The organism is Nonomuraea soli, from assembly GCF_013761175.1.
Lineage (GTDB): Bacteria > Actinomycetota > Actinomycetes > Streptosporangiales > Streptosporangiaceae > Nonomuraea > Nonomuraea soli.
In genome coordinates, this window is record NZ_JACDUR010000005.1 from 952,998 (window position 1) to 969,445 (window position 16,448).

Here is a 16,448-nt window from a genome sequence, read left to right on the forward strand (position 1 = left end):
TGTGCTTCAACGTGATATTTCGTCATCCGACCGTGTTGCCCCAGAGGTTCTTGTCGTCGACATTCTCCTTCGTCACCAGCGGCGCGGGAAGCTGGTCCTCCAGGCCGTTCGGCAACTGGATGATCGTGCTGCCGTGGTCGGTGGGCCCCGGCTGGAACGTCTTGCCCTCCATCGCGGCCTTGGCATAGAAGAGCGCGTACTTGGCGTACAGGTCGGCCGGCTGGGAGACGGTCGCGTCGATCTCACCCTTGCGGATGGCGTCGAACTCCTGCGGGATGCCGTCGTTGGAGACGACGAAGACGTGCTTGGGGTCCTCCGGCGCGACGAGCAGGCTCTTGGCCTTGAGCACCTGGAGCGTCGGCGCCAGGTGCACGCCGCCCGCGTGCATGTAGATGCCCTTGATGTCGGGGTGGGCCTCCAGGCGGGTCTGCAGCATCGAGGCCGCCTTGCCGCCGTCCCACTCGGTCGGCTCCTCGAAGACCTCGATGCCGGGGAACTTGCTCTTCATGCACTCGCGGAACGCCTCGGCCCGGTCGCGGCCGTTGACCGACTGCAGCGCGCCCATCAGCTGCACGACCTTGCCCTTGCCGCCCAGCTTCTCGCCGAGGAACTCGCAGGCCTTGGTGCCGTAGGCACGGTTGTCGGCGCGCACGACCATGTAGACCTTGCCGGTGTCGGGCCGGGTGTCGACCGAGACGACCGGGATCTGCTTGCTCTCCAGCTGCTGCAACGTCGAGGCGATCGCCCCGGTGTCCTGCGGCGCCATCACGATCGCCCTGGCCCCCTGGCCGACCAGCGTCTGGACGTTGTTGACCAGCTTGGCCACGTCGTTCTGCGAGTTGGTGGGGTTGAGGGTCTCCACCTTGAGCTCGCCGGCCATCTGCGGCACGTACTTGATGTAGGAGTTCCAGAAGTCCGAGTCGGCCCGTGGGTGGTCGATGCCGACCTTGCCACCACCGCCGCCGGTCGCCGCTGGGGTGTTCGTGGTGCCGCAGGCGGACAGCGTCCCTAAGAGCGCCACCCCGGCCAGGACGGACCCGATCTTCATCATTCTCTCCTCAGTCGAAGCCCTTGCATTCCACCGTCGACGGCCAGTGCCGTCCCCGTGGTGGCGGCCGACTCCGGTCCCGCGAGGAAGACGATCGCCGCCGCCACCTCCTCCGCGCTGACCAGGCGGCCCATCGGCTGCCTGGCGTTGAGTGCCGCCCGCTCGGCCTCCGGGTCGGCGGCCGAGTCCAGCAGCCGCCCCACCCACGGGGTGTCGGCGGTGCCGGGGTTGACGCAGTTGATCCTGATGCCCTCGCGCACGTGGTCGGCGGCCATGGCCAGGGTGAGCGAGAGCACCGCGCCCTTGGTCGCGCTGTAGAGGGCGCGCTGGGGCAGGCCCGCCGTGGCCGCGATCGAGCAGGTGTTGACGATCGCCGGATGCTCCGACCTCCTGAGGTACGGCAGGGCGGCGCGTGTCACGCGCACCATGCCGTAGACGTTGACGTCGAAGACGTTCTGCCATTCGGAGTCGGGGTTGTCCTCGACGGTGCCCTGCGCTCCGATGCCGGCGTTGTTGATGACGACGTCCAGCCCGCCGAGGCGCTCGGCCGCCTCGGCGACCGCCGTACGGACCTGCTGGTCGTCGCGCACATCGCAGGTGATGTCACCGCCCCGCAGGTCCAGGGCGAGCGCCTGCCAACCGCGCTCGCGCATGGCCTCCACTACGGCCAGGCCGATGCCCGACGCTCCGCCCGTCACGATGGCCTTCATTGGTGGGTGTACCTTTCGATCGATTCCCGGTGCATCTCGGCGCTGAAGCCGGGCTTCAGCGGCGCCCGGTAGCTGCCGTTCTCGATGACCACCGGATCGACGAAGTGCTCGTGCAGGTGGTCGACGTACTCGATCACCCTGCCCTCCATGGAGGCGCTCACGGCGACGTAGTCGAACATCGACAGGTGCTGCACCAGCTCGCACAGGCCCACGCCGCCGGCGTGCGGGCAGACGGGGATGTTGTAGCGGGCGGCCAGCAGCAGGATGGCCAGGTTCTCGTTGACCCCGCCGACCCGGGCCGCGTCCAGCTGCAGGTAGGAGATCGCGCCCGCCTGGAGCAGCTGCTTGAAGATCACCCGGTTCTGCACGTGCTCGCCGGTGGCCACGGCGATCGGCGCCAGGGCGCGGGCGATGGTGGCATGGCCGAGCACGTCGTCGGGGCTGGTCGGCTCCTCGACCCAGTACGGGTTGAACTCCTTCAGCGCGCCGACCCACTCGATGGCCGAGCCCACGTCCCAGCGCTGGTTGGCATCGATGGCGATGGGGAAGGCCGGACCGCAGACCTCGCGGGCGACGCGGAAGCGGCGCACGTCGTCGGCCAGGTCGGCGCCGACCTTCAGTTTGATCTGGGTGAATCCCTGCTCCAGCGCCTCCTTGCAGAGCCGCCGCAGCTTCTCGTCGTCGTAGCCGAGCCAGCCGGGCGAGGTCGTGTAGGCCGGGTAGCCGTGCTCCTTGAGGTGAGCGATGCGCTCCTGCTTGGAGTCCTCGTTCCTGCGGAGGATCTCCAGCGCCTGGGCAGGGGTGAGCGCGTCGCTCAGATAGCGGAAGTCGATCAGCTCGACGATGCGCTCCGGGCTCATCTCGGCCAGCAGCAGCCACAGCGGCTTGCCCTCGCGCCTGGCCTTCAGGTCCCACAGCGCGTTGACCACGGCGGAGATCGCCATGTGCATGACGCCCTTCTCGGGCCCGAGCCAGCGCAGCTGGGAGTCGTAGACCAGCTCCTTGTACAACGAGCCGAGGTCCTCGGCGTCCCGTCCGAGCACGTACGGCCTGAGCGCGTCGATCGCGGCGGTCTGCACGTCGTTGCCCCGGCCGATGGTGAAGGCGAACCCGTGGCCCTCGTGGCCGTCGTCGGTGCGCAGGACGACGTAGGCGGCCGAGTAGTCGGGGTCGGGGTTCATCGCGTCCGAGCCGTCCAGCTCGCGTGAGGTGGGGAAGCGGATGTCATGGCTCTCCATCGCCACGATCGCGTAGGCCGTCAAGGCGATCCCTTCAGACATCGGATGTATCTGGGCCATGATGCTGCGCCATTCCGGAAACCCTGTCAAGATTGGGCGGACTTGCGATCGAAACCATCGGAGGACTCAGTGCGTCTCTGGTACGACCGGCCCGCCACCGACTGGGAGAGCCAGTCCCTGCCGATCGGCAACGGCGCCCTGGGCGTCTCGGTCTACGGAGGCGTCGACACCGAGCGGCTGCCCTTCAACGAGAAGACGTTGTGGACCGGCGGGCCCGGCTCCAAGGAGGGCTACGACTTCGGCGACTGGGCCACGCCGCGCCCCGGGGCGATCGCCGCCATCCAGGCGGCGATCGACCGCGAGGGCACGCTGTCGCCCGACGAGGTCGTGGCGCGGCTGGGCCAGGCCAGACGCGGCTACGGCGCCTACCAGACCTTCGGCGAGCTACGGCTCGACTTCGGTCACGCCGACGCCATCGGATACGAACGGGAGCTGTCGCTCGACGAGGCCGTGGCCAAAGTGCGCTACAGCTGCGACGGGGTCGGCCACACGCGCGAATACTTCGCCTCCCATCCCGGGGGCGTGATCGTCGGCCGGCTGGCCGCGTCACAGCCGGGGGGCCTCTCCTTCACCGTGCGCCACCTCTCGCCGCACTCACCGCAGATCACCGTCTCGGACGGCAGGCTGACCGTCCGGGGGGCCCTGGACGACAACGGGCTGCGGTTCGAGGCCCAGCTCCAGGTGCTGAACACCGGCGGCAGCCGTACGGACCACCTCGATCAGGTGTCGGTCACCGGCGCCGACAGCGCCGTGCTCATCCTGTCGGCCGGCACCGACTACGCCCCGGTCCACCCCACCTACCGCGGCGACGACCCGCACGACAGGGTCACCGCGGCCGTCGACGCCGCCACGGCCACCGGCTACGCGTCCCTGCTCCAGGAGCACCTCGCCGACTACCGCGAGCTGTTCGACCGGGTGCGGCTGGAGATCGGGCAGCAGGAACCCCCGACCCCCACCGACCGGCAACTGGCCGCCTACACCGGCGGCTCTTCGGCGCACGACAGGGCGCTGGAGGCCACCTCCTTCGCCTACGGCCGCTACCTGCTCATCAGCTCCTCGCGGGCCGGCTCGCTCCCGGCCAACCTGCAAGGGGTGTGGAACGACTCCACCGACCCGCCCTGGAGCGCCGACTACCACGTCAACATCAACCTGCAGATGAACTACTGGCCGGCCGACCAGACGAACCTGTCGGAGACCTTCGCCCCCTACGACCGGTTCGTGAAGTCGCTGGTCGAGCCCGGCCGCCGCACGGCGAGGGAGATGTTCGGCTCGCGCGGATGGGTGGTGCACAACGAGACCACGCCATTCGGCTTCACCGGGGTGCACGACTACGCCGAGGCGTTCTGGTTCCCCGAGGCGGCCGCGTGGACGGCCCAGCACCTGTTCGACCACTACCGCTACTCACTCGACATCGCCTACCTGGAGACGGTCTATCCGGTGATGCGGGAGCTGGCCCACTTCTGGGTCGACAACCTGGTCGAACGCGAGGGCCGCCTGGTCGTCTCCCCGAGCTACTCGCCCGAGCACGGCGACTTCACCGCGGGCGCCGCCATGTCCCAGCAGATCGTGTTCGACCTGTTCACCAACGTGCTGGAAGCCGCCGAGGCGCTCGGCGACGACGAGCAGGAGGTACGGCAGGCGCTGGCGAAACTCGATCCCGGGCTGCGGATCGGCTCCTGGGGGCAGCTGCAGGAATGGGCGGACGACCTCGACTCGCCCGGCGACGAACACCGGCACGCCTCCCACCTGTTCGGCCTGCACCCCGGCCGCCAGATCCTGCCCGGATCGCCTTTCGCCGAGGCCGCCAGGGTCAGCCTGACCGCGCGAGGCGACGGAGGCACCGGCTGGTCGAAGGCCTGGAAGATCAATTTCTGGGCCCGCCTGCGCGACGGCGAGCGCGCCCACACGATGCTCGCCCAGCAGCTGCGCCGGTCCACGCTGGAGAACCTGTGGGGCACCCATCCGCCCTTCCAGCTCGACGGCAACTTCGGCGCCACCTCCGGAATCGCCGAGATGCTGCTGCAGTCGCACACCGGCGTGATCGACGTGCTGCCCGCCCTGCCGCCGGCCTGGCCCGACGGCTCGGTCTCCGGGCTGCGCGCCAGGGGGAACGTGACGGTGTCGGTGACCTGGCGCGACGGCGCCGCCACCGAGGTGGTGCTGCACGCCGGGTCGGACGGCCCCCTGCGGGTGCGCTGCGGGGACGTCCTCACCGTCGTGGAGGGCCGCGCCGGCCACAGTCACCGGGTCCTCTGAAGAGAGCAGGGCCGCGGCCAGTGCGGTGGCCGCGGCCCTGCCCGGTCAAGGAGGACCGGTGCTGTTCAGCCTAGGAACGACGACGCTCGCGGCCATCGCCCGGCCGATGGGGATCGGGCTCAACCGATCGGTGGAGCCTGGTAGCCCAGCTCCCGCAACCGCTCCGGCGAGAGACGGGCGACGTTGTGGTCGTGGTCGGTCGAGGCGTACTGGTGCAGGGCCCACTCCTTCCAGGGTTCCGGCGCCTCCACCTCGCCCTTGTCCTTGCCGTAGTGGGCGACCCAGAGGGGGTAGTCGCCCAGGCCCTCGCCGTGGGTCCTGGCGAAGGACCAGGAGCTGTAGAACATCGGCTTGACCCCGGTCGCCTCGCGCACCCGCTCCAGCCACCGCTTGGCCCAGGCGTTGACCTCCCCGGCCGAGCGGCCGTCGGTGACCTCCAGGTCGAGGACGAGCAGGTCGCCCTGCTCCAGGCCGTGCTTGCGCACCTCGGCGAGGAACCTGTCGGCCTGCCGTACCGGGTCCTGGCCGGGACGGCCGAAGTGGTAGGCGCCGCGGACCAGGCCGTTCTTCTTCAGCTCCGACCAGTTGCGTGCGAAGGTGCCGTCGGTGAACGTGAGCCCTTCTGTGATCTTGGCGATGCCGAACGACAGGTTGTCGGCGCTCCAGTCGAAGCCCTGGTCGTGGTTGGAGACGTCGACGCCGTAGGGGTGGGGCGTCTCGGCGCCTTTCGCCGGCGGGGCTTCCGCTGGCGGGGCTCCCGTTGCGGCGGCCGCCGTTGTGACGGCTCCCGTTGTGACGGCTGCCATTTTTGCGGCTGCCATTTTTGCGGCTGTCGTTTTTGCGGTTCCCGCTGCGGCGGCCATCGCTGGTTCTGCTGTGGTCATCGCGGGCACGCCGACGGCGAGCGCGGCGGCCAGCGCGGAGCCGGCCATCAGCGGCCATCTGCGCCTGCGGGACCGGTGCCGGCCCTGCGCGGCCTGGGTCCTCAGGCGTTTACGCAACGGCTGCACGGCGGCGGCCACCAGGGTGACGGCGAGCGCGCCGGTGACCACGAGCGCGCCCTCGCCGCCCGCGGGAGGTGGTTGCTCCGTACGGCTCAGCGCGATGGGCATGGTCTCGGCCTCCGATGTGGGCGACGGCGCCGGGAAAGGGGGTCCGGCGGCCTTCGCCCTGGCCTGTGCCTCTTCGAAAGTGACGCCGTCGACTTTCACCTTCCGGGGAAGGCCGTAACCCACGATGCTGCTGTTCGTGTCGCGAACCTTCCGTTTGAGGTGGACGCCTTCGGTGTTCGCCTCGATCGTGTAGATCTTGCCGTTGGCGACCTTCTCGACGATGCCGACGTGGTGGATTCTGGCGCCCGAGAAGTTGTAGAACACGAATGCGCCGGGCTCCGGTTTCGTGGACCATGCGCCCTGCTGCCTGAACCAGTTCGCATGGGACGGGGTGTAGGCGAACTGGCCCGTGTACTTCCAGACTCCGGCCTTACTGGCAGCCCAGGCCAGGAACATGTCGCACCAGGCAGCGGAGTCGTAGCCGCCCGACTGGGCGATGTTCTCGCCATACCAGTCGCCGTATTTGGTGTAGCCGCCCGCTTCCTCTCTGTACGGCAGTTCGGCTTCGATGACCTTGAACAGCTTGTCCGAGATCGGATCCAAGGGGGAGGGTCCTCTCCTTAGGACGCCTACCGGGTTAGCTGACGGGTTCGGGCCAGGAGATGCCCTACCGCGAAATTCGAGCGCGCCGCACAGCGCTCGGGGCTCTCGGATTCACCCCGGAAAGTTGGGTCCCCGGTTCCCCCGCGGTGGGGGATTCGGCGATCGGACGCCGCCTCCTGGATGGAGGCGTATCACCGTCCGATAACGAGGGACCTTAATAACAGTCTGAATAAAACCCAAAATCTGGAAAAGTAAAATCACGCTCCGGTGGCGGATCACTCACGCCGCGTCACCACTTGACGGTCGTACAGGAGCGAGGTAGAACACGTTTCAATACGGTTGACTACCAAGCGCTTGATCAAATCTACGCGATGAGGTGGCCCGGTGCACATCGACCTCGTTGACCAGGACCAATACGCAGAAAACGGTCCGCCGTTAGCCCAGCTCGCCTGGCTCAGAGCCCACGCCCCCCTCTACTGGCACGAGGGAGAACCAGGTTTCTGGGCCGTCACCCGGCACTCGGACGTCGTCCACGTCTCGCGTCACTCGGAGCTGTTCTCCTCCGCCCGCAAACTCGCCCTGTTCAACGAGATGCCCGAGGAGCAGCGCGAACTCCAGCGCATGATGATGCTCAACCAGGACCCGCCCGACCACACCCGGCGGCGCGCCCTGGTCAACCGCGGGTTCACGCCGCGCACCATCGCCGCGCTCGAACAGCACATCCGCGAGATCTGCGACGACCTGCTCGACCAGTGCTCACCCTCCGACGAGATCGACTTCGTCACCGAGGTGGCCGCCCCGCTGCCGCTGTACGTGATCTGCGAGCTGATCGGCGCCCCCGTCGAGGACCGCGACAAGCTCTTCCACTGGTCCAACCAGATGATCGGCGCCCAGGACCCCGATTACGCCTCCTCCCCCGAGGAAGGCGGCGCCGCGGCCACCGAGGTCTACGCCTACGCCGCAGCGCTGGCCGCCAAACGTGCCGCCGCACCGCCGGGCGACGACATCGTCAGCAAGCTCCTGCAGCCCACCGAGGCCGGCGAGCGGCTGACGGACAACGAGTTCGAGCTGTTCGTGCTCCTGCTCACGGTGGCGGGCAACGAGACCACGCGCAACGCCGCCTCCGGCGGCATGCTGGCCCTGTTCGACCACCCCGACCAGTGGCAACGACTGGTCGACGACCCCTCGCTGGCCCCCACGGCCTCGGAGGAGATCGTGCGCTGGGTCGCCCCGGTCAACCTCTTCCGTCGCACCTCCACCCGCGACCAGGAGCTCGGCGGGCAGCGGATCGCCGAGAACGACAAGGTCGTGATCTTCTACTCCTCGGCCAACCGCGACGAGTCAGTCTTCGCCGACCCCGGCGTCTTCGACATCGGCCGCGACCCCAACCCGCACCTCGGCTTCGGCGGCGGCGGCGCGCACTTCTGCCTCGGCAACCACCTGGCCAAGCTCGAGCTCAGAGTGCTGTTCGAGCAGCTGGTGCGCCGCTACCCGAAGATGCGCCAGACCGGCCAGGCCCGGCGGCTGCGCTCCAACTTCATCAACGGAATAAAGGAGTTGCCTGTCCGCCTAAGCTGATTTTTCATGCGACTCTCCGATATTTCTCCAGATGAGACCCTCTGGAGCCTGCAGCGGCTCTCCTACGCCGTCGAAGCCGAGCTCATCGGCGACGACCGCATCCCGCCACTGCACGAGTCGCTCGACGACCTGCTCAGCGAACCGCTGACCTGGATCGGCGCCTTCGACGAGGAGGAGCGGCTCATCGGAGCGATCGCCTGGTCCATCGACGACGACGGGCTGCTCGACATCGAGCGGCTCGTCGTCGCCCCCTCGGCCTTCCGCCGCGGCGTCGGCCGCACCCTGGTCACCGAGGCCCTGACGCGGGCGGGAGCACGCGGCGCCCTGGTGTCGACAGGCAGGGACAACAAGCCCGCCCGGTCGCTGTACGAGCGGCTCGGTTTCGCGTGGGTGGAGGACGTCGAGGTGATCCCAGGGTTGTGGATCACCCGCTACGCTCGCTGAGCCGCTCTCCTCCGCTAGGAGCGCTTCCCCGCCTCCTGGTAGGCCCGGGGCGTGATCCCGAAATAGCGCCCGAACCATCGGGTGAGGTGGCTCTGGTCGGCGAACCCCGTCTCCCCCGCCACCTCACCGATCGGCCGGCCCGCCGCGATGCGCCTGCGCGCCTCCCTGAGCCGAAGCTGGCGCTGGTAGTCACTGGGCGCCATGCCGTACCTCGCCTGGAAGGCCCGGTAGACGGCGAAGCGGCTCCCTCCGGCTGCCGCGGCCAGGTCCTCGGCCGTGAGGTCGTCGAGGAAGCCCTCGTGGAGGCGTCGCCGTACTCTCTCCGCGATCATCGCGCCGCCCCTGAGGCTCTCGACGGGGGGCGAGGCGGGCCGGGTCGAGGCTCGCCTCACGATCGCGGCCACGGTCGCGTCGAGCAGTTCGTCACGTCTGAGCGCCGGGGCGTTGCCCAGCAGGGCGGCGTGCAGCGCCCTGAGCGCGCCTGCGAGCACCGGGTCGTCCACCACAGGTTCGGCGAAGAGCGGCATGCCCGGAACCAGCTCCGGGCCGATGTGGACCATGCGGTAGGTGAACCCGAGCTCCGTCGCCGCGTGGCCGTCGTGCGGGTCGTCCGGGTTGAACGCCATGATCATCCCGGTCGCGCTCGTGTGCCTGCCGCCCCGGCACCTGAACGTCTGCGCGCCGTCGTCGGTCACCCCGAACGAGTACGTCTCGTGGCTGTGGCGGTGGTAGACGTGCTCGGTGAAGTGCGCGTGCATCGCCTCCACGGGCTGCTGCCGCGCTCGCCAGTAGCGGGCCCATTCCGGCGTCACCCTCCCATTGTGCCTGCCGCACCAGCGTTCAAGACGCGCGGCGGTACGGCAGGCATGCTGAGGGCCATGCGTTTCGACACCAAGATCGCGATCGTCGTCCGTGCCGACCTGGCCACGTGGCAGCAGCTCAACGTCACCGCCTTCCTGGCCAGCTCGGTGGCGGGCGGAGTGCCCGAGACCATCGGCGAGCCGTACGCCGACGCCTCGGGGACCTCCTACCTGCCGATGTTCCGCCAGCCCGTGCTCGTCTACTCGGGCGCCGACGCGTCCGCGCTGCGCGCCGTACGAGAGCGGGCCACGGGGCGGGGCCTGGAGGTGGCGGTGTACATCGAGGAGATGTTCAAGACGGGCAACGACACCGACAACCGGGCGGCCGTGGCGCAGGTGGAGGCGGATGCGCTGGACCTGGTCGGGATCGCGGTGTACGGCCCGCGGAACGCGGTGGACAAGGTCACGAAGGGCCTCCCTCTGCACCCCTAGGACACCTTGCCCCCGGTTCGTCCCTGAGCCGCCTCGTCCCGCTCACACCCGAGCCGCCTTGTCCACAGAACCACGTTCGCCCCGCCCCGCCGACTCGTCCCCAGCGCATCCTTCTCCCGTGCCCCCCACCGCCCGCCCTGCCCCCGAGCCTCCGGCCGCCCAGCCCACCCACCTCTCCCCCGCACGCCCTTCTCCTGAGTCCCAGGCCGCCAGACCCACGTCTCCCTTTCTCTCGCGCCCTTCCCCTGAGTCCCCGGCCGCCAGGCCCACCTCTCCCTCGCCCGCGCGCCCAATTCCCGAGCCCCTCACTGCCCGCCGCAGCCGTCCCTCCCCTGCGCGCCCTTCTCCCGGGTCCCTCACCGCCCGGGCCCGCCTCTTCACCGACCTGATCCCCCAGGCGGTGGTCTGCCGCCAGACCGCGGCTCACCTCTGGGGCCTTACCGCCCTGCCCTGGAGCGCCCCCGAAGCCGAGTGGCCCGTCGAACTGGCCGTGCCCGAGCCCATCGAGCTCGTGGGCTGCCTCACCCACGTCGACCCCGTCCCCCGCCGCGAGGTCACCGTGCGCCACGGCGTGCGCGTGACCACCCAGGAACGCACCGCCCTCGACTGCGCCCGATGGCTGCCCCGCCCCGAGGCCGTCGCCGCCCTCGACCAGTTCGCCCGCCGCGGCCTGGACCTGGAGGCGCTGGCCCGTCAGGCGGGCGGCCACTGGCGCCAGCGCGACACCCTCCTCATGGCCGACCGGGGCTCGGCCTCGCCCCGCGAGAGCTGGCTGCGCGTCGTCCTCATCGAGGCCTGGCTGCCCCGTCCCGCCACCCAGATCCCCGTCCCCCTCGGCGACGGCCGCCGCGCCTACCTCGACCTGGGATGGGAGGAGTTCAAGGTCGCGGTGGAGTACGACGGCCACGAGCATCACTCCTCGGCCCGTGACCGCGACCACGACTCCCAGCGCCGCGAACAGCTCCACGCGCTCGGCTGGCGGGTCTTCCCCGTCGACCGCTCCGTCTTCCCTGCCCGCAGCGGCGACGTCATCGAGGTCGTCGCCAACGCCCTTTTCGAACGCGGCTGGCGCCCCGGCAGCGCCCGCACCACCCGCGTCCTGTCCCGCATCCGCGCCCACCGCCGCCGACGCCGGTGACCAGCCTGCCCGAAGGTCGGGGCGACGTCCGGCGTCGTGACTTCCTACGGTGTGACCCAGCGGGGTGACGCACCGCAAGTGGCGTTCTACGCGGTGGCGTTCTACGCGGTGGCGTTCTGCGCCGTGGCGTCCGGCGCCGTGGCGTCCGGCGAGGCACGGACTGCCAGGTGACGTCCGGCGGGATGGGCGACCTGCGGGATGGGCGACCTGCGAGGTGGCGGTCTGCGAGGTGGCGACCGACGAGGCGACGACCGACGAGGCGACGACCGACGAGGCGACGACCGACGAGGCGACGACCGGCAGGGCGGCGTCGGTGGCGTGCCAAGCCAGAGGGAGGACCCGCCCCTCCCTGACGCCACGGGCGCCGGTGATCAGCGGCCACGTGAGGCGGGTGCGACGGCAGGGGTGCACGGCGCGACCGGTCGCACCATGCCCTTGTCCAAACGTGCTCACCCCCGAGTGAGAAAGCCCGCACCGGGGAATGCTGCCCGCCGTGGGAGGCGTGGGAGCGGAACGATGCGACCGCGCCATGCGTTCGGCATCTAGGAATCCCGACCAGTGGAGTGTGGTCTGTGGCCGAGGGACTCTTCACCCGCTTAGACAGCGCCCTCGAGAAGGAATGGGGGCGTTGGTCCCTCAACCTTGAAGGCGCTGATCCGCGCGACTTCCTCAACGATCTCGTCCGCGGGTTGAAGGGTAATCCCGACGGGTCGGGCAAGAAGATCGAGAGCAAGCACCGCTACGTCGGTCTCGTGCCGACGATCTCCTGGCTGCTCACCTGCCGCGACCCCTCGTATCCGGTCCTCTACGACTCGCTCAAGTGGTTCGCCAGGCTGTGGGACACCTGCCTGCCGGTCCTCGACGACGCGCGCTACCACTACGTCAGTCTCGGTGTCGGCAGCGGCGAGAAGGACTGGCTCATCCTCAACCAGCTCCAGCGCAGCAACCCCGATCTGCTCTACATCGCGCTGGACATCAGCGCCCACATGCTCCGCCTGGGCACCGACGAGATCCGCAAGCGCCTGCCCGGCAGGGTGCTCCCGATCGAGCTCGATTTCGAGGACCGCTCAAGTCTCCGGGCTCTCCGCAAGCTTCTCAACGACATGGTCGGCGACGATCCGATCCTCTTCAGCCTGCTGGGCAACACGCTGGCCAACATCGAGCGCGACAAGGACTTCCTCAAGAACCTCACCACGGTGCTCAGGCCGCAGGACCGGCTGGCCTTGGAGATCGCGACGACCGACGTGCTGACGGAGTCGACCGCGGCGGCTGCGGCGGCCGAGCGGCGCGGCAGCCGTCTCTACAACGAGTTCGCGACGGCGTCGCTGGGCACCTATACCGACCTGACGGTCGACACCAACAACCTGGAGTTCGTCGGCAGCGTGGAAGACTCCCACGCGATCAGGATCGAGGCCTCCTACGTCAACAAGTCCGGGGCGACGATCCCTCTGATGCTGCCCAACCGCGAAGTGATCCCGTTTCGCGCGGGCGAGGGGATCCGGCTCTCGGTGGCGCGCAACTACTGGGTCGACGGGCTGCGCACCCTGTTCGGTGCCTGTGGGCTGCACGAGATGGCCGTTGACATCGAATTCGGCGACACCAAGGAGGAGGTGCGCGACTCGGCCAACTTCGGGCTGGGTGTGGTGCTGCTGCGGTACGAGCCGCACGTCGATGGCACGACCTCGCCGCTGGGCAGGGTCTGGGGGGCGGGTGGCGGCGCCCCGAGAATCGGGTGAGCCATGGTCCGCCTGGCGATCCGGCTGACGACTCTGGCGGCCCTTGGGCTCGCTCTGGCCTCGGCGTGCTGGTGGTGGTGGGCGGCTGACGGCACGGACACGTGGCTGGAGCCGGCCGCCACCGCGCTGGCCCTGACGGCGGCGCTGACGGGTATACCCGCCGAGCGCTGGGCCGCCGAGGCCGAGCGCCGGCGTCACGCGCTCATCGCGTTGCGCCGGGAGTTCGGGCAGAACAAGCGGATCCTGGGCGATCCCCGGTTCCGGCCCGAGAACCAGGGGGTTGGGCAGGTCTATCCGCGGCTGCTGCTGGGCACGGTCGACACGGTCTTCATCTCCGGCGCTCTCGATGTGGGACGCGATGAGAAGTTTCTGGAGATGCTGCTCGACTGGCGTAACCTGGCGCAGGATCTCAATCGTCGGCTCGATGTCACCGAGCTGCGGTTGTGCACGATCGACACCATCGATCACCGGGAGCTGGCCTACCTGCGGGGCATCGGCCAGCCGGGTGGTTACCTCGCCGGGGTGACGGCTCGGCTGGAGGTCTGCGAGTCCTGCCTGGAGGAGACGTTGCAGGGCCCCACGCGCCGATGGTGGCAGGCCAGGCTCCAGCCGGTCCTCCGAGGTCAGCCGGGGCTCCAGGGCCCGACGCTCCAGGGCCCGACGCTCCAAGCCCAGTCGTTCCAGGGTCAGGCGGTTCCGGAGGCGGAGTGACCGCTCCAAGCCTGGCGCGGGCCTGCAATCACCGCGCCCCGCCGCGCTCCGACCGGGCGGGCCACCTGTCGATCCGATCAGGGCCAGGAGGAGTCCTGGTCCGGGTCGCCCCCCTCGGAAAGCAGGCGAAGGTCCGATTCGACCATCATCGCGACCAGCTCGTCGAACGACACCGTCGGTTCCCACCCGAGCTGGACGCGTGCCTTCTTCGGGTCCGCGCACAGCAGGTCCACCTCGGCCGGCCGGTGCAGCGCCGAGTCACAGACCACGTACTGCTCCCAGTCCAGCCCCGCGGCCGAGAAGGCGGCCTCGACGAGCTCGCGCACCGACTTCATGCGCCCGGTCCCGATGACGTAGTCCTCGGGGGTGGCCGCCTGCAGCATCAGGTGCATGGCCCGCACGTAGTCGCCGGCGAAGCCCCAGTCGCGGCGTGCCTCCAGGTTGCCCAGGCGCAGCTCGGTGGCCATGCCGAGCTTGATGCGGGCCACCCCGAGCGACACCTTCCTGGTGACGAACTCGGCGCCCCGGCGCGGCGACTCGTGGTTGAACAGGATCCCGGAGACCGCGTACATCCCGTAGGACTCGCGGTAGTTCTGGGTCAGGAAGTGCCCGTAGGCCTTGGCCACGCCGTACGGCGAGCGCGGGTGGAAGGAGGTGCGTTCGGTCTGGGGGGTCTCGCTGACCTGGCCGAACATCTCGGAGGAGGAAGCCTGATAAAAGCGGATCTGTGCGGAGGTCGCCGAGCCCCTGGAGATGCCCGAGCACACCCGGATCGCCTCGAGCATCCGGAGCACCCCCATCCCCGTGACCTCGGCCGTGAGCTCGGCCTGCTCCCACGACATGGGCACGAACGAGATGGCCCCGAGGTTGTACACCTCGTCGGGCTGGACCTTCTCCACCGCGGAGATGAGCGAGCCCTGGTCGAGCAGGTCGCCGCGGGCGATCCTGACGTCGGCCAGCAGCTTGCGCATGCGCGAGACGCGCGGGTTGGCCTGGCCCCGGGCCAGGCCCCAGACCTCGTATCCCTCGTTGAGCAGGTGCTCGGCGAGATAGGAACCGTCCTGGCCGGTGATGCCGGTGATCAGAGCGCGCCTGGCCAAGGGGTCCTCCAACTGTCACTTTCAGGGCAATGTACCGGCACTTTGGACGAACAGCACAAGATCAGGTAGAACGCGTTCCACAGAATAACGCTCGGTCAGCACAACTTCGCAGTTCGCGAGGCCTGCGCATGCCAATGGGAACAATTCCACGTGACCTACCGAATGGTAGCCTTTCCGGCTAAGGTCATCTTCCACGGTACACACCCGTCTCACGGGTCCTACCGGCGAGAAAGGGGTGTCCGTGAGCGACTCGCTGCGGATCGCACTGCTCTCATACCGCAGCAAGCCCACGTGCGGCGGTCAAGGCGTCTACTTGCGGCACCTGAGCCGCGAGCTGGTCGCGCTGGGCCACCATGTCGAGGTCTTCTCCGGCCAGCCCTATCCGGAGCTCGACGAGGGCGTGATCCTCAACAAGGTCCCGAGCCTGGACCTGTACATGGACGAGGACCCGTTCCGCACGCCGAAGCTGCGCGAGTTCCGCGACTGGATCGACGTCCTCGAGTACGGCACCATGCTCACCGCCGGCTTTCCGGAGCCGCTGACCTTCACGCTGCGCGCCCACCGCGAGCTGAAGAAGCGCCAGGGAGACTTCGACGTCGTCCAGGACAACCAGACCCTCGGCTACGGCCTGCTGGGCATCCAGAAGCTCTTCCCCGTGGTGGGCACGATCCACCACCCGATCAGCGTCGACCGCCGCATCGAGCTCGAAGCGGCCAAGAGCTGGAAGAAGCTGACGCTTCGCCGCTGGTACGGCTTCGTCAAGATGCAGGCCAAGGTCGCGCCGAAGCTCAACCCGATCCTCACCGTCAGCGAGTCGTCGCTGGCCGACATCCACCGCGACTTCAACGTCCCGCAGGCCAACATGCGCCTGATCCCGCTGGGCGTCGACACCCGCTACTTCCACCCGCGCCCGCACCTGCCCAAGCGCAAGGGCTCCATCGTGGCGGTCGCCAGCGCCGACTCGCCGATGAAGGGCGTGGCGACGCTGCTGCGGGCGGTCGCCAAGCTCGCGACCGAGCGCGACGTGAACCTGACCGTGGTGAGCAAGCCCACACCCGGCGGCCCGACCGAGAAGCTCGTCCAGGAGCTCTCGCTGACCGACCGGGTGCGCTTCGTGCACGGCATCTCCGACACCGAGCTGGGCGAGCTGATCGCCACCAGCGAGATCTCGGTCGTCCCGAGCCTGTACGAAGGCTTCTCGCTGCCCGCCGTCGAGCACATGGCCTGCGGCACCCCGCTGATCGCCAGCCGTACCGGCGCGTTGCCCGAGGTGGTCGGCGACGCGGCCGTCCAGGTGGCGCCGGGCGACGCCGAGGAGCTGGCCGCGGCCCTGCGCCGCCTGCACGACTCCCCCGAGGAGCGCGAACGGGTCGGCAAGGCCGGGTACGACCGGGCGATGGAGCGCTACACCTGGCAGGTCGTGGCCAAGCGCACGGTCGAGGCCCACCGCGAGGCCATCACGAACTTCAAGCGCCGATAACA

Annotated in this window: 15 protein-coding genes and 1 riboswitch; of the genes, 9 read left to right on the plus strand and 6 right to left on the minus strand. The window is 69.3% G+C overall.

Annotated features, from left to right (window positions below; genetic code table 11):
• Positions 1-22: 22 nt before the first annotated feature.
• Genes HNR30_RS27620 through HNR30_RS27630 form a run of 3 tightly spaced genes read right to left on the minus strand, consistent with a single transcriptional unit; the run spans position 23 to position 3,038 of the window.
• A complete protein-coding gene (locus tag HNR30_RS27620) occupies positions 23-1,048 on the minus strand; it encodes a sugar ABC transporter substrate-binding protein (protein WP_181612908.1) in 1,026 nt (341 codons plus the stop codon).
• Positions 1,048-1,758 (minus strand): SDR family NAD(P)-dependent oxidoreductase, encoded by a 711-nt coding sequence (locus HNR30_RS27625; RefSeq protein WP_181612909.1) that lies wholly within the window; start codon positions 1,756-1,758, stop codon positions 1,048-1,050. The genes HNR30_RS27620 and HNR30_RS27625 overlap by 1 nt, the downstream gene beginning before the upstream one ends.
• The gene (locus tag HNR30_RS27630; protein WP_181612910.1) at positions 1,755-3,038 is read right to left on the minus strand and encodes an L-fuconate dehydratase; all 1,284 of its coding nucleotides are present in this window, start codon (positions 3,036-3,038) and stop codon (positions 1,755-1,757) included. Before HNR30_RS27630 ends, HNR30_RS27625 begins: the two co-directional genes overlap by 4 nt.
• A gap of 87 nt (positions 3,039-3,125) precedes the next feature.
• Here HNR30_RS27630 and HNR30_RS27635 point away from each other — a divergent pair, with 87 nt between their 5' ends.
• On the plus strand, positions 3,126-5,312 hold the full coding sequence (locus HNR30_RS27635; RefSeq protein WP_312894667.1) for a glycoside hydrolase family 95 protein: 2,187 nt from the start codon (positions 3,126-3,128) through the stop codon (positions 5,310-5,312).
• A gap of 119 nt (positions 5,313-5,431) precedes the next feature.
• Here the strand turns inward: HNR30_RS27635 and HNR30_RS27640 are convergent, their stop codons facing one another.
• Positions 5,432-6,967 carry a GH25 family lysozyme gene (locus tag HNR30_RS27640; RefSeq protein ID WP_181612912.1) on the minus strand — a complete coding sequence of 512 codons (1,536 nt, stop codon included), beginning with the start codon at positions 6,965-6,967 and terminating at the stop codon, positions 5,432-5,434.
• A gap of 8 nt (positions 6,968-6,975) precedes the next feature.
• A riboswitch (cyclic di-AMP (ydaO/yuaA leader) is annotated at positions 6,976-7,138 on the minus strand.
• A gap of 213 nt (positions 7,139-7,351) precedes the next feature.
• Here HNR30_RS27640 and HNR30_RS50300 point away from each other — a divergent pair.
• Complete coding sequence (locus tag HNR30_RS50300; protein ID WP_181612913.1) at positions 7,352-8,545, plus strand: cytochrome P450; 1,194 nt, start codon at positions 7,352-7,354, stop codon at positions 8,543-8,545.
• A gap of 6 nt (positions 8,546-8,551) precedes the next feature.
• Positions 8,552-8,989 (plus strand): GNAT family N-acetyltransferase, encoded by a 438-nt coding sequence (locus HNR30_RS27650; protein ID WP_181612914.1) that lies wholly within the window; start codon positions 8,552-8,554, stop codon positions 8,987-8,989.
• Between the two features lie 14 nt (positions 8,990-9,003).
• Here the strand turns inward: HNR30_RS27650 and HNR30_RS27655 are convergent, their stop codons facing one another.
• A complete protein-coding gene (locus HNR30_RS27655; protein WP_312894668.1) occupies positions 9,004-9,801 on the minus strand; it encodes a helix-turn-helix transcriptional regulator in 798 nt (265 codons plus the stop codon).
• Between the two features lie 66 nt (positions 9,802-9,867).
• On the opposite strand from HNR30_RS27655, the gene HNR30_RS27660 reads away from it, so the two are divergent.
• The 5 genes from HNR30_RS27660 to HNR30_RS27675 all read left to right on the plus strand — a co-directional run bounded on the left by HNR30_RS27660 (position 9,868) and on the right by HNR30_RS27675 (position 13,866).
• Positions 9,868-10,281, plus strand: a complete 414-nt coding sequence (locus tag HNR30_RS27660) for a DUF2000 domain-containing protein (protein WP_181612915.1) — start codon at positions 9,868-9,870, stop codon at positions 10,279-10,281.
• A 400-nt stretch (positions 10,282-10,681) separates the two neighbouring features.
• Positions 10,682-11,419: a DUF559 domain-containing protein gene (locus tag HNR30_RS27665; protein WP_181612916.1), complete on the plus strand. Its 738-nt coding sequence runs from the start codon at positions 10,682-10,684 to the stop codon at positions 11,417-11,419.
• 36 nt (positions 11,420-11,455) lie between these two features.
• Positions 11,456-11,590 (plus strand): hypothetical protein, encoded by a 135-nt coding sequence (locus HNR30_RS49475; protein ID WP_281389817.1) that lies wholly within the window; start codon positions 11,456-11,458, stop codon positions 11,588-11,590.
• A gap of 518 nt (positions 11,591-12,108) precedes the next feature.
• Positions 12,109-13,155, plus strand: coding sequence for an L-histidine N(alpha)-methyltransferase (locus HNR30_RS27670; protein ID WP_181612917.1), 1,047 nt, complete (start codon positions 12,109-12,111; stop codon positions 13,153-13,155).
• A gap of 3 nt (positions 13,156-13,158) precedes the next feature.
• Positions 13,159-13,866 carry a hypothetical protein gene (locus HNR30_RS27675; protein WP_181612918.1) on the plus strand — a complete coding sequence of 236 codons (708 nt, stop codon included), beginning with the start codon at positions 13,159-13,161 and terminating at the stop codon, positions 13,864-13,866.
• Positions 13,867-13,943: 77 nt separating this feature from the next.
• Here the strand turns inward: HNR30_RS27675 and HNR30_RS27680 are convergent, their stop codons facing one another.
• Positions 13,944-14,966, minus strand: coding sequence for a GDP-mannose 4,6-dehydratase (locus tag HNR30_RS27680; protein ID WP_181612919.1), 1,023 nt, complete (start codon positions 14,964-14,966; stop codon positions 13,944-13,946).
• Positions 14,967-15,207: 241 nt separating this feature from the next.
• On the opposite strand from HNR30_RS27680, the gene HNR30_RS27685 reads away from it, so the two are divergent.
• The gene (locus HNR30_RS27685) at positions 15,208-16,446 is read left to right on the plus strand and encodes a glycosyltransferase family 4 protein (RefSeq protein ID WP_376771763.1); all 1,239 of its coding nucleotides are present in this window, start codon (positions 15,208-15,210) and stop codon (positions 16,444-16,446) included.
• Positions 16,447-16,448 lie beyond the last annotated feature (2 nt).

What these genes read in the sequence shown, in the direction of transcription:
- HNR30_RS27620 (WP_181612908.1), bottom strand. Translation starts at nt 1,048, where the DNA reads ATGAAGATCGGGTCCGTCCTGGCCGGGGTGGCGCTCTTAGGGACGCTG.
- HNR30_RS27625 (WP_181612909.1), bottom strand. Translation starts at nt 1,758, where the DNA reads ATGAAGGCCATCGTGACGGGCGGAGCGTCGGGCATCGGCCTGGCCGTA.
- HNR30_RS27630 (WP_181612910.1), bottom strand. Translation starts at nt 3,038, where the DNA reads ATGTCTGAAGGGATCGCCTTGACGGCCTACGCGATCGTGGCGATGGAG.
- HNR30_RS27650 (WP_181612914.1), top strand. Translation starts at nt 8,552, where the DNA reads ATGCGACTCTCCGATATTTCTCCAGATGAGACCCTCTGGAGCCTGCAG.
- HNR30_RS27660 (WP_181612915.1), top strand. Translation starts at nt 9,868, where the DNA reads ATGCGTTTCGACACCAAGATCGCGATCGTCGTCCGTGCCGACCTGGCC.
- HNR30_RS27675 (WP_181612918.1), top strand. Translation starts at nt 13,159, where the DNA reads ATGGTCCGCCTGGCGATCCGGCTGACGACTCTGGCGGCCCTTGGGCTC.